20 protein-coding genes are annotated in these 20,080 nt (G+C 66.4%); 13 read left to right on the plus strand and 7 right to left on the minus strand.

Annotation, left to right across the window (positions count from 1 at the left end):
* Nucleotide 1 precedes the first annotated feature (1 nt).
* The 7 genes from ACIGJC_RS12645 (at nt 2) to ACIGJC_RS12675 (ending at nt 5,668) form a co-directional block, all read left to right on the plus strand.
* Entirely contained in the window at nt 2–922 is a 921-nt protein-coding gene (locus ACIGJC_RS12645; protein WP_483709194.1) for an ion transporter, read from the plus strand.
* A gap of 15 nt (nt 923–937) precedes the next feature.
* Nucleotides 938–2,041: a glycolate oxidase subunit GlcE gene (glcE, locus tag ACIGJC_RS12650; RefSeq protein WP_483709195.1), complete on the plus strand. Its 1,104-nt coding sequence runs from the start codon at nt 938–940 to the stop codon at nt 2,039–2,041.
* A 43-nt stretch (nt 2,042–2,084) separates the two neighbouring features.
* Nucleotides 2,085–3,338, plus strand: coding sequence for a glycolate oxidase subunit GlcF (gene glcF, locus ACIGJC_RS12655; RefSeq protein WP_483709197.1), 1,254 nt, complete (start codon nt 2,085–2,087; stop codon nt 3,336–3,338).
* A gap of 83 nt (nt 3,339–3,421) precedes the next feature.
* Complete coding sequence (locus tag ACIGJC_RS12660) at nt 3,422–3,793, plus strand: CidA/LrgA family protein (protein ID WP_483709198.1); 372 nt, start codon at nt 3,422–3,424, stop codon at nt 3,791–3,793.
* The gene (locus tag ACIGJC_RS12665) at nt 3,790–4,515 is read left to right on the plus strand and encodes an LrgB family protein (RefSeq protein ID WP_483709199.1); all 726 of its coding nucleotides are present in this window, start codon (nt 3,790–3,792) and stop codon (nt 4,513–4,515) included. The genes ACIGJC_RS12660 and ACIGJC_RS12665 overlap by 4 nt, the downstream gene beginning before the upstream one ends.
* A gap of 85 nt (nt 4,516–4,600) precedes the next feature.
* Complete coding sequence (locus ACIGJC_RS12670) at nt 4,601–4,972, plus strand: VOC family protein (RefSeq protein WP_211945710.1); 372 nt, start codon at nt 4,601–4,603, stop codon at nt 4,970–4,972.
* A gap of 6 nt (nt 4,973–4,978) precedes the next feature.
* Nucleotides 4,979–5,668, plus strand: a complete 690-nt coding sequence (locus tag ACIGJC_RS12675; RefSeq protein ID WP_483709201.1) for a helix-turn-helix transcriptional regulator — start codon at nt 4,979–4,981, stop codon at nt 5,666–5,668.
* A 3-nt stretch (nt 5,669–5,671) separates the two neighbouring features.
* On the opposite strand, the gene ACIGJC_RS12680 is transcribed toward ACIGJC_RS12675, so the two are convergent.
* The 3 genes from ACIGJC_RS12680 to ACIGJC_RS12690 form a co-directional block, all read right to left on the minus strand.
* Nucleotides 5,672–6,166, minus strand: coding sequence for a glutathione peroxidase (locus ACIGJC_RS12680; protein WP_483709202.1), 495 nt, complete (start codon nt 6,164–6,166; stop codon nt 5,672–5,674).
* Nucleotides 6,167–6,206: 40 nt separating this feature from the next.
* Nucleotides 6,207–7,346: a PilT/PilU family type 4a pilus ATPase gene (locus ACIGJC_RS12685; RefSeq protein ID WP_483709203.1), complete on the minus strand. Its 1,140-nt coding sequence runs from the start codon at nt 7,344–7,346 to the stop codon at nt 6,207–6,209.
* A gap of 61 nt (nt 7,347–7,407) precedes the next feature.
* Nucleotides 7,408–8,451: a type IV pilus twitching motility protein PilT gene (locus ACIGJC_RS12690; protein ID WP_483709204.1), complete on the minus strand. Its 1,044-nt coding sequence runs from the start codon at nt 8,449–8,451 to the stop codon at nt 7,408–7,410.
* Between the two features lie 75 nt (nt 8,452–8,526).
* Between ACIGJC_RS12690 and ACIGJC_RS12695 the strand changes: the two genes are divergently transcribed.
* Together ACIGJC_RS12695 and proC are read left to right on the plus strand one after the other, a co-directional pair.
* The gene (locus tag ACIGJC_RS12695) at nt 8,527–9,216 is read left to right on the plus strand and encodes a YggS family pyridoxal phosphate-dependent enzyme (protein WP_483709205.1); all 690 of its coding nucleotides are present in this window, start codon (nt 8,527–8,529) and stop codon (nt 9,214–9,216) included.
* Nucleotides 9,217–9,261: 45 nt separating this feature from the next.
* Nucleotides 9,262–10,098, plus strand: coding sequence for a pyrroline-5-carboxylate reductase (gene proC, locus ACIGJC_RS12700; protein WP_483709206.1), 837 nt, complete (start codon nt 9,262–9,264; stop codon nt 10,096–10,098).
* An 82-nt stretch (nt 10,099–10,180) separates the two neighbouring features.
* On the opposite strand, the gene ubiA is transcribed toward proC, so the two are convergent.
* The 4 genes from ubiA to recG form a co-directional block, all read right to left on the minus strand.
* Nucleotides 10,181–11,038, minus strand: coding sequence for a 4-hydroxybenzoate octaprenyltransferase (gene ubiA, locus ACIGJC_RS12705; protein ID WP_483709208.1), 858 nt, complete (start codon nt 11,036–11,038; stop codon nt 10,181–10,183).
* Between the two features lie 146 nt (nt 11,039–11,184).
* The gene (locus ACIGJC_RS12710; protein ID WP_483709209.1) at nt 11,185–11,670 is read right to left on the minus strand and encodes a Dps family protein; all 486 of its coding nucleotides are present in this window, start codon (nt 11,668–11,670) and stop codon (nt 11,185–11,187) included.
* Nucleotides 11,671–11,860: 190 nt separating this feature from the next.
* Nucleotides 11,861–12,811 carry a LysR substrate-binding domain-containing protein gene (locus tag ACIGJC_RS12715; protein ID WP_483709211.1) on the minus strand — a complete coding sequence of 317 codons (951 nt, stop codon included), beginning with the start codon at nt 12,809–12,811 and terminating at the stop codon, nt 11,861–11,863.
* 110 nt (nt 12,812–12,921) lie between these two features.
* On the minus strand, nt 12,922–15,108 hold the full coding sequence (gene recG / locus ACIGJC_RS12720; protein ID WP_483709212.1) for an ATP-dependent DNA helicase RecG: 2,187 nt from the start codon (nt 15,106–15,108) through the stop codon (nt 12,922–12,924).
* A 155-nt stretch (nt 15,109–15,263) separates the two neighbouring features.
* Between recG and queA the strand changes: the two genes are divergently transcribed.
* The 4 genes from queA to secD all read left to right on the plus strand — a co-directional run bounded on the left by queA (nt 15,264) and on the right by secD (nt 20,071).
* Nucleotides 15,264–16,313: a tRNA preQ1(34) S-adenosylmethionine ribosyltransferase-isomerase QueA gene (gene queA, locus ACIGJC_RS12725; protein WP_483709213.1), complete on the plus strand. Its 1,050-nt coding sequence runs from the start codon at nt 15,264–15,266 to the stop codon at nt 16,311–16,313.
* A 53-nt stretch (nt 16,314–16,366) separates the two neighbouring features.
* Nucleotides 16,367–17,497: a tRNA guanosine(34) transglycosylase Tgt gene (gene tgt / locus ACIGJC_RS12730; RefSeq protein ID WP_483709214.1), complete on the plus strand. Its 1,131-nt coding sequence runs from the start codon at nt 16,367–16,369 to the stop codon at nt 17,495–17,497.
* Nucleotides 17,498–17,682: 185 nt separating this feature from the next.
* Nucleotides 17,683–18,009 carry a preprotein translocase subunit YajC gene (gene yajC, locus ACIGJC_RS12735; RefSeq protein WP_483709215.1) on the plus strand — a complete coding sequence of 109 codons (327 nt, stop codon included), beginning with the start codon at nt 17,683–17,685 and terminating at the stop codon, nt 18,007–18,009.
* Nucleotides 18,010–18,205: 196 nt separating this feature from the next.
* Entirely contained in the window at nt 18,206–20,071 is a 1,866-nt protein-coding gene (gene secD / locus ACIGJC_RS12740) for a protein translocase subunit SecD (protein WP_483709216.1), read from the plus strand.
* The last annotated feature ends 9 nt before the right edge of the window (nt 20,072–20,080 follow it).

Consider the following 20,080-nt stretch of genomic DNA (forward strand, 5'->3'; position numbering starts at 1 on the left):
CATGCCGCCACGCCAGACCAACGAGACCCTGCGCCAGCGCCTGGGCCGGCCCGAAGCCGGCTGGCGCGAGCGCTGGTACACGATCATCTTCGAAGCCGACACCCGCGAGGGGCGCGCGTTCGATATCACGCTGCTCGTCGCCATTGTCGCCAGCGTGCTGACCGTGATGGCCGACAGCCTGCAGGGTATCAACGCACACCTGCGCATGCTGTTCACCGTGCTCGAGTGGATGTTCACACTGCTGTTCACGGCCGAGTACGTGATGCGCATCCTGGTGGTGCGGCGGCCGTTGCGCTATGTCTTCAGCTTCTTCGGCGTCATCGACTTCATCTCGATCATGCCGACCTGGCTGGCGTTCTTCTCGCCGGAGCTGGCGTTCCTGATCGACGTGCGGCTGCTGCGGCTGCTGCGCGTGTTCCGGATCCTCAAGCTCACGGTGTACTTCGAGGAAGCCGAGATCCTGTACCGCGCGCTCGCCAACAGCCGCCGCAAGATCTTCGTGTTCCTCGGCACGGTGTTCATCATCACCGTGATCCTGGGCACCATCATGTATGTGGTGGAAGGCCCGCAGCATGGCTTTACCAGCATTCCCGTAAGCATGTACTGGGCCGTGGTGACGCTGACCACCACCGGCTTCGGCGACATGGTGCCCAAGACGCCGCTGGGGCAGTTCATTACGTCGCTGACGATCCTGCTGGGCTACGGCATCATCGCCTTCCCGACCGGCATCGTCGGCGCCGAGCTGGCGGCCAGCATCATGAAGCGCCCGCTCACCACGCGCAGCTGCACCCACTGCCTGACCGAAGGGCATGACCCGGACGCGGCGCACTGCAAGCATTGCGGCAGCGAGTTGCCCGAATACCAGAATGATCGCCCGGAGGTCCCGGGCGGCCCCGCCGGCCAACGCCGCAAAGATACCTGACCGAACCGGACCCACATGCAAGCCACTCTCGACTCCTTCCGCGATGCCGTGCGGCATGCCACCGAGACCCGCACGCCGCTGCGCCTGCGCGGCGGTGGCAGCAAGGACTTCTACGGCCAGGCCATGGACGGCCAGCTGCTGGATACGCGCGCGTATCGAGGCATCGTCGAATACGATCCGGCCGAGCTTGTCATCACCGCGCGCTGCGGCACGGCGCTGGCCGAGATCGAAGCCGCGCTCGCGGAAAAGCGCCAGATGCTGGCCTTCGAGCCGCCGCACTTCGCGGCTGCAGGACAGCCCGGTGCAGCCACCTTCGGCGGCGCCGTGGCCGCCGGCCTCTCCGGCCCGCGCCGGCAGTCGGTCGGTGCGCTGCGCGATTTCGTCCTCGGCGCGCAACTGATGGACGGCCACGGCGAGGTGATGAACTTCGGCGGCCAGGTCATGAAGAACGTCGCGGGCTATGACGTGTCGCGGCTGCTGGCGGGCTCGCTCGGCACGCTCGGGCTGATCCTGGAAGTCTCCGTCAAGGTGCTGCCGATCCCGTTCGGCGATGCCACGCTGCGCTTCGCGATGAGCCAGGCCGAGGCCATCGACCGCCTGAACCAGTGGGGTGGCCAGCCGTTGCCGATCGCGGCATCGGCGTGGCACGAAGGCGTGCTGCATGTACGCCTGTCCGGCGCCACCGCCGCGGTGCAGGCCGCACGCGCACGGCTCGGCGGCGAGACCGTCGCGCAGGACGAAGGCGTGGCGTTCTGGCAATCGCTGCGCGAGCAGACGCATGCGTTCTTCACCCCGGCGCTGCAGGGACGCGCGCTGTGGCGCCTGGCAGTACCGCCGACCTCGGCGCCGCTGGACCTGCCCGGCTCGCAACTGGTCGAATGGGGCGGCGGACAGCGCTGGTGGCTGCCCGAAGCGGGTCCCGACGGCAACCATGCCGGACTCGTGCGCGGCATTGCGCAGGCGGTCGGCGGCCACGCGACGCTGTTCCGCAACGGCGACAAGTCGGCGGGAGTGTTTACGCCGCTGGCCTCGCCGCTGGCCGCGATCCATACGCGGCTGAAGGCCAGCTTCGACCCGGCCGGCATCTTCAACCCGCAGCGCATGTACCCCGGCCTCTGAGCCGCGCGCTCCGTTCAACGCCAAGGCAACCACACCCCACACCATGCAAACGACCCTGGCCGATTTTCTGCGCAATACGCCCGAAGGCGAAGAAGCCAAGTCCATCGTCGGCAAATGCGTGCATTGCGGCTTCTGCACCGCCACGTGCCCGACGTACCAACTGCTCGGCGACGAACTCGACGGCCCGCGCGGACGTATCTACCTGATGAAGCAGGTGCTCGAAGGCAATGCCGTCAGTGAAAGCACGCGGCTGCACCTGGACCGCTGCCTGACCTGCCGCAACTGCGAATCGACCTGCCCGTCGGGCGTGCGCTACGGGCGGCTGGTCGATATCGGCCGGCAGGTGGTGGACGACCAGCTCGAAGCGCGCGGCATCCGCCGCCCCGCACGCGAACGCGTGACGCGCTGGGTGCTGCGCGAAGGCCTGACGCGTCCGGCGCTGTTCGGCACGGCACTGAAGCTCGGGCAGATGGTGCGCCCGATGCTGCCGGCCACGCTGCGCAACAAGGTGCCGGAACTGAGCAAGACCGCCGATCCCGGGCAATGGCCGCGCACGGCGCACGCGCGCAAGATGCTGTTGCTCGACGGTTGCGTGCAGCCTGCGATGTCGCCCAACATCAATGCCGCGACGGCCCGAGTGTTCGATCGTGTCGGCGTACAACTGGTGGTGGCGCGCGAAGCCGGTTGTTGTGGCGCCATCCGCTTCCACACTGGCGACCACGATGGCGGGCTCGACAATATGCGCCGCAATATCGATGCATGGTGGCCGCATATCGAAGCGGGCGCGGAAGCGATCGTCATGACCGCATCGGGCTGCGGCGCGATGGTGAAGGACTACGGCCACCTGCTGCGCAACGATCCGGCGTATGCCGAGCGCGCGCGCCGCATCTCGGCGCTGACGCGCGACCTGTCGGAGATCCTGCCCGACTTTGCCGATGCGCTGCATGCACGCGCCGGCGCGGTGCCGCGCGACGGCCGCCGCGTGGCCTACCACCCGCCGTGCACGCTGCAGCACGGCCAGCAGATCCGCGGCAAGGTCGAAGCGCTCTTGACCGGCCTCGGCGTGGAAGTCAAACTCTGCGCTGACAGCCACCTGTGCTGCGGTTCGGCGGGCACGTATTCGGTGCTGCAGCCGGAACTGGCCTACCGCCTGCGCGACGACAAGCTCGCCAAACTGCAGGCGACCCAGCCCGAAGCCATCGTGTCGGCCAATATCGGCTGCATCACCCACCTGCAGGGCGGTACCGAAACGCCGGTCATGCACTGGATCGAACTGGTGGACAAGATGCTGGGCTGAACCGCCCCGGAATCGGGGCGGTGTGGTTGTCGCCCCTCTCCCGCCTGCGGAAGAGGGGAAAACAGTACAACCCAAGACGCCCCATGCTCCAGACCTTTGCCATCCTCCTGGTTTTCCAATCCGTCGGCGAGGTGATCAGCTACGCGCTGCACCTGCCGGTGCCCGGCCCCGTGCTGGGCATGATCCTGCTGTTCGGCTGGCTGGTCTTCGACGACCGCCTGCTGCCCATCATCCAGGGCACCACCAGCGAACTGCTCAAGCACCTGTCGCTGCTGTTCGTGCCGGCCGGCGTCGGCATCATGGTCCACGCCAGTCGCATCGAAGGCGAATGGTTTCCGATCCTGGTCGCGCTGGTGGTATCGACGTGGCTCGCCATCGCCACCACCGCCGTGGTCACGCGCATGCTGATGCGCAAGGCGACCAGCGCCGAGAACAACAGCGGAGAACAGGCATGATGACGCCCCGCCTCAACGAGATCTGGGTCTACCTGGCCGCGAGCCCGCTGGTGGGGCTGACCGCCACGCTGCTGGCCTACGTCTTCGCGTTCCGCATCTATGAGCGCTCACGCTTCTCGCCGCTCGCCAATCCGGTGATGATCGCCGTCGCACTGCTGGTCACCGTGCTGACGGTTACCGGCACGCCGTACAAGACCTACTTCGATGGCGCGCAGTTCGTGCACTTCCTGCTCGGCCCCGCCACCGTGGCGCTGGCCGTGCCGCTCTACCTGCAGCTGCCCAAGCTGCGCACGCATGTGTTCCCGCTGCTGATCGGGCTGGTGGCCGGATCGCTGGTGGCAGTGGTATCGGCCGTTGGCATCGCATGGTTGCTCGGCGCCTCGCGCGAGACGGTGCTGTCGCTCGCGCCCAAGTCGGTGACGATCCCGATCGCAATGGGCGTGGCCGAGAAGATCGGCGGCCTGCCCTCGCTGACTGCCGTGCTGGTGATGGCCACCGGCATCATCGGCGCCGTCAGCGCGACCAGCCTGCTGAACCTGCTGCGCATCCGCGACTACACCGTGCGCGGCTTCGCCACCGGCGTGGCGGCGCACGGCATCGGCACCGCGCGCGCGTTCCAGGTGAACCAGGAGGCCGGCGCGTTCGCCGCGCTGGGCATGGGCCTGAATGGCGTGCTGACCGCCATCATGGTGCCGGTGCTGGCGGCGTGGATGCCGCATTGACCCTGCTGCCAGGCTCCTGACAGGACGCTGTCAGCAGCCCGCGCGCATGATGCGGACTCCTTTCCCCGTGACCCAGGAGTCCATCATGAGCAATGGCCTGATCAACTGGCTTGAGATCCCCGTCGACGATATGAAGCGTGCGATCCACTTCTACGAACAGGTGTTCGAAACGACGCTGCGCCGCGAAACCATGAGCCAGGTCGACATGGCGGTGTTCCCGAATCCCGACCCCGGCGGCGCGCTGGTAGCCGGCGAAGGCTACCGGCCCAGCCAGCACTATGGCCCGGTGCCCTACCTGCATGCGCCGGGGCTTGACGCCCTGCTCCAGCGCGTGGCCCATGCCGGCGGCAAGACCGTGTTCGGCCCGCTGCAGCTGCCCGGCGACATCGGCCGCATTGCGCATATCGCCGACAGCGAAGGCAACCGCATCGGCCTGCACGAGCCGATCGCGGGCTGAGGACCGATGAGCCGCCGCGCCGATCGCCTGTTCCAGATCGTCCAGGTCCTGCGCGGACGCCGCCTGACCACGGCTGCGCTGCTCGCGCAGCGGCTCGGGGTGTCCGAGCGCACGGTCTACCGTGACATCCAGGCGCTGTCGCTGTCAGGCGTGCCGGTCGAAGGCGAGGCCGGCATCGGCTACCGGCTGCGCGCCGATTTCGATGTACCGCCGCTGATGTTCACCGCTCTCGAAGTCGAAGCGCTGGTAGCCGGCCTGCGCCTGCTGAAGGCCTGGGGTGGCGGCGCGCTGGCGGCCGCGGCCGATCCCGCGCTGGAAAAACTGATGGCCGCGCTGCCGCCGCCACGCCGGCTGGCCGCGCAGCAAAGCCGCGTGTTCGCCCCCGAGTACGTCAACCGCGCGCAGGTGCGCGAGGCGTTCGATGTCGTGCATGGTGCGCTGGGCGCGCAGAAGCTGCTGCTGCTCGACTATTGCGATGCGGAGCAGCGCGTCACCGAACGCGTGGTGCAGCCGCTGGGATTGTTTTTCTGGGGCAATGCGTGGCTGCTGGCGGCATGGTGCACGACGCGCACCGACTACCGCAGCTTCCGCCTGGACCGCTGCCGCGCGATCAGCATGCTCGACGACCGTTTCCACGAAACGCCGGACCGCTCGCTCAATGGCTTCCTGCGCGCGGTACGGGCCAGCGGCGCCTAAGCCTCAGGCGGCAGGATCGGCGATCAGCCTCTCGATGTCCGCGCGGATCTCCTCCGGCTTGGTCATCGACCCGTAGCGCTTGTAGACCGTGCCGTCGCGGCGCAGCAGGAACTTGGTGAAATTCCACTTGATGGCTTGCGTGCCCAGCACCCCGCGCTTCTCGCTGGTCAGCCACTGGTACAGCGGATGCGCGTCGGGCCCCTTCACGTCGATCTTGGCGAACATCGGGAACGTCACGCTGAAGCGCGATTCGCAGAACTGGCCGATCTGCTGCGCATCGCCGGGCTCCTGCTTGCCGAACTGGTTGCACGGAAAGCCCAGCACTTCGAGCCCGCGCGCGGCATACGCATCGTGCAGCGCCTGCAGGCCGGCGTATTGCGGGGTAAAGCCGCACTCGCTGGCGGTGTTGACGATCAGCAGCACCTTGCCGCGGAACTGCGACAGCGGCACCGGCTGCCCGGCGAGGGAATTGGCTTCGAACTGGTAGACATTGCTCATGGCGACTTGGCTTCCGGATCTGGCTTTTGCAGGCTGCGCATCAGATCACGTTCAGGTGCTCGGTGCCCGCGCCCAGGTCGGCGTCCTTCCTGGTGGCACTGTGCAGTTTGATCATCAGCCGCAGGTCGTTGAGCGAATCGGCATTGCGCAGCGCGTCCTCGTACGTGATCTTGCCGCTTTCGTGCAGGTCGAACAATGCCTGGTCGAAGGAGATCATGCCCTGCTCGCGCGATTTCTTGATCACTTCCTTGAGTTCGTGGATCTCGCCCTTGAAGATCAGGTCGGCCACCAGCGGCGTGCCGATCATGATCTCGACGGCCGGCACGCGTCCCTTGCGCCCGGCACGCGGCAGCAGGCGCTGCGAGATCATGCCCTTCAGGTTCAGCGACAGGTCGATCAGCAACTGCTGGCGCTTTTCCTCGGGGAAGAAGTTGACGATGCGGTCGATGGCCTGGTTGGCGTTGTTGGCGTGCAGCGTGGCCAGGCACAGGTGCCCGGTTTCCGCGTACTGCATCGCGTATTCCATGGTCTCGCGGTCCCGGATTTCGCCGATCAGGATCACGTCGGGCGCCTGGCGCAGCGTGTTCTTCAGCGCGATGTGCCAGGACTCGGTATCGATGCCGACCTCGCGCTGCGTGACGACGCAGTTCTGGTGCGCGTGCACGTATTCGATCGGGTCCTCGATCGTGATGATGTGGCCGTAGGAATGCGCATTGCGGTGGTCGAGCATCGCCGCCAGCGTGGTCGACTTGCCCGAGCCCGTGGCGCCGGTCACGATCACCAGGCCGCGCTTGGACATGACGATCTCATGCAGCGTTGGCGGCAGGTCCAGGTCCGCCACCGACGGAATGCGCGTGTTGATGGTCCGCACCACCATGCCGGCCTTGCCCTGCTGGATGAAGGCCGAGACGCGGAAGCGCCCGGCCTTGGGCGCCGAGATGGCGAAGTTGCATTCGCGGGTGTCGTCGAACTCCTTGACCTGGCGCTCGTTCATGATCGAGCGCACCAGGCCCAGCGCCTGCGTCGGGTTGAGCGGCTGCTGCGAGACCGGCGTGACCTTGCCGTCCACCTTGATGGCCGGCGGAAAGTCGGAGGTGATGAACAGGTCCGACCCGCGGTTGCTCACCATCAGCTCGAGCAGGTCGTTGATGTACTTGGCGGCGGATTCGCGGTCGAGCATGGCATGGTCCTGCGAAGAAGCGGCCGCCCCAAAGGCGCGGCCGGCGGGCGAGGCGCGGGCCTCAGCCCATGAAGGCGTCGGGGTTCTTGGCAATGGCCCGTGCGTCGCTGTAGCTGATCATGCTGCGCTTGATCAGGTCCGACAGGCACTGGTCCAGAGTCTGCATGCCCAGCCCGCTGCTGGTCTGCATCATCGAGTACATCTGCGCGATCTTGTTCTCGCGGATCAGGTGGCGGATCGCCGGCGTGGCGATCATGATCTCGTGCGCGGCGGTGCGGCCGTTGCCGTCACGCGTCTTCAGCAGCGTCTGCGAGATCACGGCCTCCAGCGATTCGGACAGCATGGTGCGCACCATGTCCTTTTCTTCAGGCGGGAACACGTCGACCACGCGGTCGATGGTCTTGGCCGCGGAGCTGGTGTGCAGCGTGCCGAAAACCAGGTGGCCGGTTTCGGCCGCGGTCAGCGCCAGGCGGATGGTTTCGAGGTCGCGCAATTCGCCGACCAGCACCACGTCCGGATCTTCGCGCAGTGCCGAGCGCAACGCGTTGGCGAACGAGTGCGTATGCGGGCCAAGTTCGCGCTGGTTGATCAGGCTCTTCTTGGACTGGTGAACGAATTCGATCGGGTCCTCCACCGTGAGGATGTGGCCCATGTCGTTGTCGTTGCGGTGGTCCACCATCGCCGCCAGCGTGGTCGACTTGCCCGAGCCGGTCGGCCCGGTCACCAGCACCAGGCCACGCGGCTTCATGCACAGGTCGGCGAACACGGCCGGCGCGCGCAGCTCTTCGAGCGTGAGAACCTTGGAGGGAATCGTACGGAACACCGCGGCAGCGCCGCGCTGCGTGTTGTAGGCATTGACCCGGAAACGCGACAGGCCGGCAATTTCAAACGAGAAATCGATCTCCAGGCGTTCTTCGTAGCTCTTGCGCTGGGAGTCGCTCATGATGTCGTACACCATGGCGTGGACATCCTTGTGCGCCATGGGGGCGACGTTGATGCGCCGCATGTCGCCGTGAATACGCACCATCGGCGGCATGTCCGCCGAGAGGTGTAGATCGGACGCCTTGTTCTTGACTGCGAAAGCCAATAGCTGCGCGATGTCCATCTATAATGACCCCACCCGATTAATTGTTTGTACTTTTCGTACTTCTTTTTACTTCTTCTGTATGTCCGCCGGATTATGTCTGTAATTGCCGCCAACTTGCAAGCTGTGCACCGTGGCGTCGCGGCGGCGGCACAACAAGCCGGAAGAGTCCCTGAAGACGTGGCCTTGCTGGCGGTTTCCAAGACCGTCGCGCCCGGCATCGTGCGCGAGGCATTCGACGCCGGACAGCGCGATTTTGGCGAAAACTACGTGCAGGAAGGCGTGGAAAAGATCGTGGCGCTGGCCGACCTGCGCAGCCAGGTCGCGTGGCATTTCATCGGGCCGCTGCAAAGCAACAAGACGCGGCTGGTGGCCGAGCATTTCGACTGGGTGCATGCGATCGACCGGCTCAAAATCGCGCAGCGGTTGTCGGAGCAGCGCCCGGCCGGCATGGCGCCGCTGCAGGTCTGCATCCAGGTGAATATCAGCCATGAAGCCAGCAAGAGCGGCGTCGCCCCTGAAGACGTGCCGGAACTGGCGCGCGCGGTGGCCGCGCTGCCGGGGCTTCGCTTGCGCGGGCTGATGGCGATTCCCGAGCCGGCGAGCGATCCGGCCGCGCAGCGCCTGCCGTTTGCCGCGATGCGGACCCTGTTGCAGTCGCTGCAAGCGGCAGGCCTGCCGCTCGATACCCTGTCGATGGGCATGTCGGGCGACATGGATGCCGCCATCGCCGAAGGCGCCACCATCGTGCGCATCGGCACCGCCATCTTCGGCGCGCGTGCGTAAGCGCCGCCACCGCATTCCCTGATTCCCTTCCAGCCAGAGACTGACATGCTCGAAACCCTGACCTTCGGCTTCCTTGGTGGCGGCAACATGGCCACCGCCCTGATCGGCGGCCTGATCGCGCGCGGCGTGCCCGCCGGATCGATCCGCGTGGTCGATCCGTTTCCCGATGCCCGGCAGCGCCTGGCGCGCGACCTGGGCGTGCATGCGTACGGGGCGCCGGATGCGGCCTTCGGCGCGTCTGACGTACTGGTGCTGGCCGTCAAGCCGCAGCAGTTCCGCGAAGCCGCGGCCAGCCTGCTGCCGCACCTGCCCGCGACCGGTGCCGGCAACCTGGTGATCAGCGTCGCCGCCGGCATCCGCCTGCAGGACATGCAGCGCTGGCTGGGCGGCCGCTCGCGGCTGGTGCGTGCCATGCCGAACACGCCCGCGCTATCGGGCATGGGCATGACGGGCCTGGCTTCCCCTGCGGGCTTGTCGGCGCACGACCGCGCGATCGCCACAGCGGTGGCCGAAGCCGTGGGCAAGTGCGCGTGGGTCGATGGCGATGACCAGATCGATGCCGTCACGGCTATTTCCGGCAGCGGGCCGGCCTATGTGTTCTTCTTTATCGAAGCGATGGAACGCGCGGCTACCGAACTGGGACTGAGTGCCCAGCAAGGTCGTGAACTTGCCGTGCAGACTTTCCTGGGCGCTGCCACGCTGGCTGGCGAATCGCCGGAAGCGGTGTCCACGCTGCGCGAACGCGTGACGTCCAAGGGCGGTACGACGTATGCCGCCGTGACGGCTATGCAGAGCGCGGGCATTGCCGATGCGTTCGTGCGGGCCATGCACGCGGCGGCGGCGCGTGGGAAAGAGATGGGGGAAGAGTTCGGGAAGGATTGAGCGAGCGCTCTACCTGATATCACCGGCTTCCGCATGCCGCAGGTCATCTCCCCTATCCCATTTATGGGAGAGGGGAGAAAACCTAGCGCATCGCGTAGGCCAGCGCCGTTCCTGCAAACACACAGGCACCCAGCCAGTTGTTATGGCGGAACGCTGCAAAACAGCGCATACGGTCTCGGTCGCGAATCAGGGTGTAGTGATAGCCAGCGCAAATCGCCGCTGCGACAAGCCCTGCCCAGTACGGCCATCCCAGCGACAGCATCACACCTGCCCAGGCCATCAGCCCCAAAAAGACCGCGTAGCAAACCATGATCGCGGCCACATCGAAACGGCCGAACGTTATGGCTGATGTCTTGATGCCGATCAGCAGGTCATCGTCGCGATCCACCATCGCATACGCCGTGTCATAGGCGACCGCCCAGAACACATTGGCCAGCAGCATTACCCACGCCACCAGCGGCACCTGATCCTGCACGGCGGCAAACGCCATCGGAATGCCAAATCCAAAAGCGATACCCAGGTAAGCCTGCGGAATCGCAAAGAAGCGCTTGAAGAACGGATAGGTCCCGGCCACTACGGCGGCCACCACTGCCAGCCATTTGGTGAGGCCGTTCAGCGGCAGGATCAGTGCGAATGCGGCCAGCGCCAGCACCGCCGCCACCGCCAGCGCTTCCCACGCGGCAATCTTGCCCGCCGTCAGCGGCCGTTCCCTGGTGCGCTTGACGTGCTTGTCGAAGTCGCGGTCGGCGTAGTCGTTAATGGCGCAGCCCGCCGAACGCATCAGGAACGTGCCGGCAAAAAAGATGCAGAACACGCCCAGCGCCGGCGGCCCGCCGGCAGCCATCCACAGTGCCCACAGCGTGGGCCACAGCAACAGCAGCGTGCCGATGGGCTTGTCGATGCGCACCAGGCGCGCATAGAGGGCAAGACGTTCAGACATGGGAGCTCGGGGACAGGAAATCAGCACGGCAGCAGCGGGGGCGGAAGGAATCAGAAAGACAGGGAGCGCAGTGACGCTCAGAACAAAAACGCGCCGCCCCCGAGACGGTTGCGGCGCGTCGTGCCGGCATGGCAGTCAGGCGACGATCAGGCCAGCATCGAGCGCAGCATCCACGCCGTCTTCTCGTGCGTCTGCATGCGCTGCGTCAGCAGGTCGGCCGACGGTTCATCGCTGGCCGCGTCGACCAGCGGGAAGATCGAGCGCGCGGTGCGGATCACGGACTCCTGGCCTTCGACCAGCTTGCGGATCATCTCGGTGGCTTCCGGCACGCCGTCTTCTTCCTGGATCGACGACAGGCGCGCATATTCCTTGTAGGTGCCCGGAGCCGGGTAGCCCAGCGCGCGGATGCGCTCGGCGATCAAGTCCACGGCCAGGGCCAGTTCGGTGTACTGCGTCTCGAACATCAGATGCAGCGTGTTGAACATGGGGCCCGTCACGTTCCAATGGAAGTTGTGGGTCTTGAGGTAGAGGGTGTAGGTGTCGGCCAGCAGCTTGGACAGGCTTTCCGCGATCTTTTTGCGGTCCTTGTCCGAGATACCGATATTCACGCTCATCTCATTCTTCTTTGCCATGGTAAGTACGCTCCATTCTGGAAAAGCACGAGGATTGCCAAACGACCGGGCCGGACCCGGCCGAGCGGCATAGCCCCGACATTATTGCACTACCCTGCAAGCCCGGACAAACCCGGGGCCAGCCCGCCGCAGTCGAAAAACAAAAACGGCCGCTCATGGCGGCCATTGATTCACGACGTACAGAAAAGACTCAGGCGGCCTCGGCCAATTCCTTGGCGTTGAGCCTGCGCACGCCCGGCAACTCGCACGCCGCCACCGCGCTCGCCAGCGCTTCCATGGCGGGCAGCCGGGTGAAGCTCTTGCGCCAGGCCAGCACCACGCGGCGGTCCGGCACCGGCTCGGCGAACGGCACGTAGGCCAGCATATCGCCCTTGGCCTTCATGTCCGGCACCGAGGTGCGCGGCAGCACGGTAATGCCGACGCCGCTGGCAACCATATGGCGGATGGTTTCGAGCGACGAGCCTTCGAAGGTCTTCTGGATGCCGTCGGAAGCCTGCGAGAAGCGCGACAGCTCCGGGCAAACGCCCAGCACGTGGTCGCGGAAGCAGTGGCCGCTGCCGAGCAGCAGCATGGTCTGCTGCTTCAGCTCGTCCGGATCGACGTGGCTGACCTCGGCAAGCTGGTGCCCGCGCGGCACCGCGACGACGAACGGTTCGTCATAGAGCGGGCGCACCGTGAGGCCGGAGTCGGCAAACGGCTCCGCCATGATGGCGCAGTCGATCTCGCCCTGCTTGAGCAGCTCGATCAGCTTGACCGTGTAGTTCTCCTGCAGCATCAGCGGCATTTGCGGCACGGCTCCGATCATCTGCTTGACCAGCGACGGCAGCAGGTAGGGCCCGATGGTGTAGATCACGCCCACGCGCAGCGGACCGGCCAGCGGGTCCTTGCCCTGCTTGGCGATCTCGCGGATGGCCATGGTCTGTTCGAGCACGCGCTGGGCCTGGGCCACGATCTGCTCGCCCACGGAGGTCACGGAGACTTCGGACGTGCCGCGCTCGAAGATCTGCACGTTGAGTTCGTCTTCCAGCTTCTTGATCGCCACCGACAGGGTCGGCTGCGACACGAAGCAGGCCTCGGCAGCACGGCCGAAATGGCGCTCCCGCGCCACGGCGACGATGTACTTCAGTTCGGTGAGCGTCATGACTTATCAATTTTCGATAGGCGATAGATTTTACCTTCGATTCCGCAATCTGTCAGAACACTGCGCGAATGCGGCGCATGGGACACCAAAACGCGAAGTTTGCCCGGTTTTCAGGCCTTCAGGTAATGCTCGCGGCCGCCGAGCCAGCGTGATAGATGGGCCTCCACGGCCTCCGGAAACTGCGTCAGCATGAGCTGGGCGGCTTCCTGCGCGTACTCGACCAGCCAGGCATCGGTATTCAGGTCGGCAAAGCGCAGCATGGCTTCGCCCGACTGGCGCGCGCCCAGGAATTCGCCCGGTCCGCGGATATCCAGGTCGCGCCGGGCGATCTCGAAGCCATCGGTGGTCTCGCGCATGGTGGCCAGCCGCTCGCGCGCGGTGGGCGACAGCGGCGCCTGGTACATCAGCAGGCAGACCGACTCGGCGGTGCCGCGCCCCACGCGGCCGCGCAACTGGTGCAGTTGCGCCAGCCCGAAGCGCTCGGCATGCTCGATCACCATCAGCGAGGCGTTGGGCACGTCCACGCCGACTTCGATCACGGTGGTAGCGACCAGCACCTGCAGGCGGTTGGCGCTGAAATCGTCCATCACGGATGCCTTCTCGGCCGGCGGCAGGCGGCCGTGGACCAGCCCGACGCGCAGGTCCGGCAAGGCGGCAACCAGCGTTTCGTAGGTCTCGACGGCGGTCTGCAGCTGCAGCGCCTCGCTTTCCTCGATCAGCGGGCAGACCCAGTAGACCTGCCGGCCCTCGGCGGCGGCATGGTGGATGCGCTCGATGACCTCGTCGCGGCGCTCGTCGTTGACCAGCCGCGTGACGATCGGCGTGCGGCCCGGCGGCAGTTCGTCGATCACCGACACATCGAGGTCCGCGTAGTACGTCATGGCCAGCGTGCGCGGGATCGGCGTGGCCGATATCATGAGCTGGTGCGGCACGGTTTCCGGCCCGGCCGGGGCCGCAGCGGGCGCCGCGTCGGGCGCCGGCTCGGTCGCAGCGGCCTTGCCGCGCAGCGCCAGCCGCTGCGCCACGCCGAAGCGGTGCTGCTCGTCCACCACCGACAGGCCGAGCTTGGCGAAGCGCACGGTGTCCTGGATCAGCGCATGCGTGCCGATCGCCAGCCGGGCCTCGCCCGATTCCACGCGCGCCACGGCCGCGCGCTTGTCGCGCGCCTTGAGGCTGCCGGCCAGCCACACCACCGGCACGCCCAGCGGTTCCAGCCACGCCGACAGCTTGCGGTAGTGCTGCTCGGCCAGGATTTCGGTCGGCGCCATGATCGCGGCCTGGTAGCCGGCGTCGATCGCCTGGCACGCCGCCAGCGCCGCCACGATGGTCTTGCCGCTGCCCACGTCGCCCTGCAGCAGGCGGTGCATCGGGTGCTGCGCGGTCATGTCGGCCGCGATTTCCTCGACCACGCGCTGCTGCGCGCCGGTCAGGCGGAACGGCAGTGCGGCCAGGAACTGCGTCAGCAGGCCGCCCTCCCGCCGGGGCATGGACGGCGCATTCTTTTCGCGCCGGGCCTCATGGGCGCGCCGCAGCGAGATCTGCTGGGCCAGCAGTTCGTCGAACTTGATGCGCAGCCAGGCCGGATGCGAACGGTCGGCCAGCGCCGCCTCGCTTTCCTGCGGTGGCGGCGTGTGCAGCAGGCGCAGGCATTCGGCGAGCGGGCGCAGCTTCAGCTTGGCGAGCGGCCCCTTCAGCACGGCCGCGGGCAGTGTTTCCGGCATGGGCGTGCGCGTCAGCGCGCCGGAAATCGCTTTGCGCAGATAGGCCTGCGAAATGCCGGCCGTGGCCGGATAGACCGGCGTGAGCCGGTCAGGCAAGGCCTCGTCGGGCGCGACCGGGCGCACCGTCGGATGCACCATCTCGGCACCGAAGAAGCCGCCCCGGACTTCGCCGCGCACGCGCAGGCGCACGCCTTCCTCCATCTGCTTGGTCTGGCTGCCGTAGAAATTCAGGAACCGCAGCGTCAGCTCGCCGCTGTCATCGGCGATTTTCACGACGAGCTGGCGGCGCGGACGAAAGGTGACCTCGTTGGAAATGACCTCGCCCTCGACCTGCGCGGCCTGACCGAGACCCGCGCGGCGGATCGCCTCGGCGATCGGCATCAGCGTGGTCTCGTCCTCGTAGCGCATCGGCAGGTGCAACACCAGGTCGACGCTGCGCCGCAGGCCCATCTTGGCCAGCCGCGCGACCGCGGACGACGGCTTGCTGTCCTTGCCCGCGGCCTTGCCCCTTGCAGACGGCGCTGAGTCAGGGGCTGCGGCTTTGTCCTGGGTCGGTTCGGTGGCGGTTCCGGGCATCGGCAGTCGGGCAGGCGGAGAAATAAGGGGTATCACACAGGGCCGGGCGGCGCCTGGCGCCCAAGCCTTACAATATCGGATTCGCCGATTGTACCTATCCCGGTTGCCGCTCCGTACCCTGCGTACAGCGCCTGGCCGGGTCTTGCCGTTTCCTCATGCTGACGCTGTCCGATTTCGATTTCCCGCTGCCGCCCGAACTGATTGCACAAAGCGCCCTGCCCGACCGCAGCGCCAGCCGGCTGCTGGTCGTCAAGCGCCTGGCGCCGGGCGAGCAGCCCGACGCTGTCCGGCTAGTCGACCGCGCGTTCAGCGAGATCACCGAATACCTGCGGCCCGACGACCTGCTGGTGTTCAATGACACGCGCGTGATCAAGGCGCGCTTCTTTGGGCACAAGCGCAGCGGTGGCAAGGTCGAGGTGCTGGTGGAGCGCGTGCTGGATTCGCACACCGTCCTGGCCCAGGTGCGCGCGTCCAAGACACCGCCCGAGGGCAGCCAACTGCACCTGGCCGACGACGCCTTCGCCGTCACGGTCGGCCCGCGCGTCGACCAGTTCTTCACGCTGCGCTTCCCCGCACCAGCGCTGGACCTGATCGAGCAGTATGGACGCCTGCCGCTGCCGCCATACATCACGCACGACCCGGACGCCTACGACGAAACGCGCTACCAGACCGTCTACGCGCGCAACCCTGGCGCGGTGGCCGCGCCGACCGCCGGGCTGCATTTCGACGATGCGCTGTTTGCCAGGCTCGACGCCGCCGGCGTGCGCCGGGCGTTTCTGACACTGCACGTCGGCGCCGGCACCTTCCAGCCGGTGCGCACCGAGAATATCGCCGAACACAAGATGCACTCGGAGTGGTACGCCATCTCGCCGGAACTGGCGGACGCCGTGCGCGAAACGCGTGCGCGTGGCGGGCGCGTCATTGCGGTGGGCACGACCTCGCTGCGCGCGCTCGAATCGGCCGCGAAGCCCGACGGCACGCTGGACGCCGGCAGCGGCGACACCGACATCTTCATCACGCCGGGCTACCAGTTCCGCCTGGTCGATGCCCTGATCACCAACTTCCACCTGCCCAAGTCGACGCTGCTGATGCTGGTGTCGGCGCTGGCCGGCGTGGAAGCCATCCGCGCCGCCTACCGCCACGCGGTCGAGGCGCGCTACCGTTTCTTCAGCTACGGCGACGCGATGTTCCTGACCCGCCAGTGAAACTCGCAGATCCGCGCCAGCCCTGAAGCCAGAACCGAATTCCGAATCCCGCCATGCTTAACTTCGAACTCCTCACCACCGACGGCAACGCGCGCCGCGGCCGCGTCACCCTGAACCACGGCGTGGTCGAGACGCCCATCTTCATGCCGGTCGGGACCTATGGCTCGGTCAAGGCCATGTCGCCGCTGGAACTGAACGAGATCGGCGCCGAGATCATCCTGGGCAACACCTTCCACCTGTGGCTGCGCCCGGGGCTGGACGTGGTGAACGCGCATGAAGGCCTGCACCGCTTCATCGGCTGGGACAAGCCGATCCTGACCGACTCGGGCGGCTTCCAGGTGTTCTCGCTCGGTGATCTGCGCAAGATCACCGAAGATGGCGTCACGTTCGCGTCGCCGGTCAATGGCGACAAGCTGTTCCTGTCGCCCGAAATCTCGATGCAGATCCAGCGCACGCTGAACTCGGACATCGTCATGCAGTTCGACGAATGCACGCCGTACGAGATCGAAGGCCGTCCCGCCACGCACGAAGAGGCGGCCACGTCGATGCGCATGAGCCTGCGCTGGGCCAAGCGCTCGCGCGATGAATTCGAACGCCTGGCCAACCCGAATGCGCTGTTCGGCATCGTCCAGGGCGGCATGTTCGAGGACCTGCGCGATGAATCGCTGGCCGGCCTGTCGGAGCTGGACTTCCACGGTTTCGCCATCGGCGGCCTGTCGGTGGGCGAGCCCAAGGAGGACATGATGCGCGTGCTCGAGCACGTCGCGCCGCGCCTTCCGGCCAACAAGCCGCATTACCTGATGGGCGTGGGCACGCCCGAAGACCTGGTGGCAGGCGTGGCCGCCGGTGTCGACATGTTCGACTGCGTGATGCCGACCCGCAATGCGCGCAACGGCTGGCTATTCACGCGTTTCGGCGACGTCAAGATCAAGAACGCCGCGCATCGCAACGACCCGCGCCCGCTCGACGAAAGCTGCGCCTGCTACACCTGCCGCAACTTCTCGCGCGCTTACCTGCACCACCTGCATCGCGTCGGCGAGATCCTGGGTGCGCGCCTGAACACCATCCACAACCTGCACTACTACCTGCAGCTGATGCGCGAAGTGCGCGAGTCGATCGAACAACACCGCTTCAGCGACTTCCGTCGGCAGTTCGCCAGCGACCGCGCGCGCGGCGCGCGCTGAGCCGAGAACTTTCCGGCCCGGCATGGTCGAATACCGGGGTTGTGACGGCCTTGCCGCCCTTAGCGGCAAGTCGTCCAGAACGCACCCCGAACAAACCCGAATTCCGGCCTAGAATGCCGGGGCGTGACCGAGTCGGGTGATAGAATGGTCGATTACTTGAATGACTTTTGTGACGGAGAATCAACGTGCTGATTTCTAATGCATTCGCCCAGACCGCCGGTGCCGGCGGCGCAGCGGGTGGCCTGATGAGCTTCCTGCCCATCATCCTGATGTTCGGCGTGCTGTGGTTCATCATGATCCGCCCGCAGATGAAGCGCCAGAAGGAAAGCAAGGCCATGCTGGAAGCCCTCGCCAAGAACGACGAAGTCGTCACGGCCGGTGGCATCCTGGGCAAGGTAACCAAGGTGACCGACCAGTACGTCAGCCTGGAAATCGCCGCAGGCACCGAAATCACCGTGCAGAAGAACGCCGTGACCACGGTGCTGCCGAAGGGCTCGCTGAAGTCGCTCTGACTCCCGTTCGCGACACTGCCCTTTGTCTTTTCCGGCATGCCGCATGCGCATGCCCTGGCAGCCGCCTGATCAGCCCGTGGGCCTGTAAAAGGCCTTCCCGTGGCGGCCAGGCGGCTGTTTGCCAACCGGTCCGGCTCCGCCGGCGTGCCCCTTGGGCCCCCGGCGAATCCGCCAACCGCAGAATGACTGGCCAGAGATGAATCGTTATCCGCTTTGGAAATATGTCGTGATCCTGGTGGCCCTGGCCATCGGCATCACCTACACGCTGCCGAATTTCTTCGGCGAGGCGCCCGCCGTGCAGGTCTCCTCGGGCAAGGCTACGGTCAAGGTGGACCTCTCCATGCAGAAGCATGTGGAAGAGATCCTGGCCCAGAACCAGCTCAAGCCTGACGGCGTGTTCTTCGATGTTTCGGGCCAGTCCGGCTCGGTCAAGGCGCGCTTTCGCACCACCGACGACCAACTCAAGGCCAAGGACGTCCTGACGCGCACGCTCAACCCCGACGCGGCCGACCCGACCTACGTGGTGGCGCTGAACCTGCTCTCGGGCTCGCCGCGCTGGCTGACCGCCATGCACGCGCTGCCGATGTACCTGGGCCTGGACCTGCGCGGCGGCGTGCACTTCCTGCTGCAGGTCGACATGAAGGGTGCCGTCGACAAGAAGCTCGACAGCCTTTCGGGCGATGCCCGTACCCTGCTGCGCGACAAGAACGTTCGCCACGGCGGCATCGACCGCGACGGCGACAAGCTGACCGTGCGCTTCAGCAATGCCGACGACGCCAACAAGGCGCTCGCCATCCTGGCCGACAACCTGCGCGAACTCGCCTTCGCCATGGACGGCAACAACGTGGTCGGCACCTTTACGGATGCCGCCCGCAAGGCCGTGCAGGACGCCGCCGTCAAGCAGAACATCACGACCCTGCACAACCGCGTGAACGAGCTTGGCGTGGCCGAGCCCGTGATCCAGCAGCAAGGCGCGGATCGTATCGTGGTGCAGCTGCCCGGCGTGCAGGACACCGCCAAGGCCAAGGACATCATCGGCCGTACCGCCACGCTGGAAGCCCGCCTGGCCGATCCCGACGCGCCGCGCAACCCGCGCCCGGGCGACCCCGTGCCGTTTGGCGACGAACTGTTCACGCAAGGCAACGGCGCCCCGGTGATCCTGCGCAAGCAGGTGATCTTCACCGGCGACCGCATCGAAAGCGCATCGGCCGGCTTCGACCAGAACCAGCGCCCGTCGGTCAACATCAAGCTCGACGCCCAGGGCGGCCGCGTGCTGCGCGACGTCTCGCGCGAAAACATCGGCAAGCCGATGGGCATCGTGCTGTTCGAAAAGGGCAAGGGCGAGGTCCTGACCGTGGCAACGATCCAGTCCGAACTCGGTTCGAGCTTCCAGATCACCGGCTCCTACTCGACCGAAGCCGCCAACGACCTGGCCCTGCTGCTGCGCGCCGGCTCGCTGGCCGCGCCGATGGAAATCATCGAGGAACGCACCATCGGCCCGTCGCTGGGCGCTGACAACATCCAGAAGGGCTTTGACTCGGTGGCCTATGGGTTCGGCGCCATCGCCGTGTTCATGGTGCTGTACTACATGCTGTTCGGCGTGTTCTCGGTGGCGGCGCTCGGCATCAACCTGCTGCTGCTGATTGCGGTGCTGTCGATGCTGCAGGCCACGCTGACGCTGCCGGGCATTGCCGCTATCGCGCTGGTGCTGGGCATGGCCATCGACGCCAACGTACTGATCAACGAGCGTATCCGCGAGGAACTTCGCGGGGGCGCTTCGCCGCAGATGGCGATCGCCGTCGGCTTCGAGCGCGCCTGGGCCACCATCCTGGACTCCAACGTGACCACGCTGATCGCGGGCCTGGCGCTGCTGGCCTTCGGCTCCGGTCCGGTGCGCGGCTTTGCCGTGGTGCACTGCCTGGGCATCCTGACCTCGATGTTCTCGGCGGTGTTCTTCAACCGCGGCCTGGTCAACCTCTGGTACGGCCGCAAGAAGAAGCTGCAGAGCGTGGCCATCGGCCAGATCTGGAAGCCGGGTGCGGACACCCCGGTCGCCAAGTAAGCACGGATA

This window comes from Cupriavidus sp. C3SS-1, from assembly GCF_057073755.1.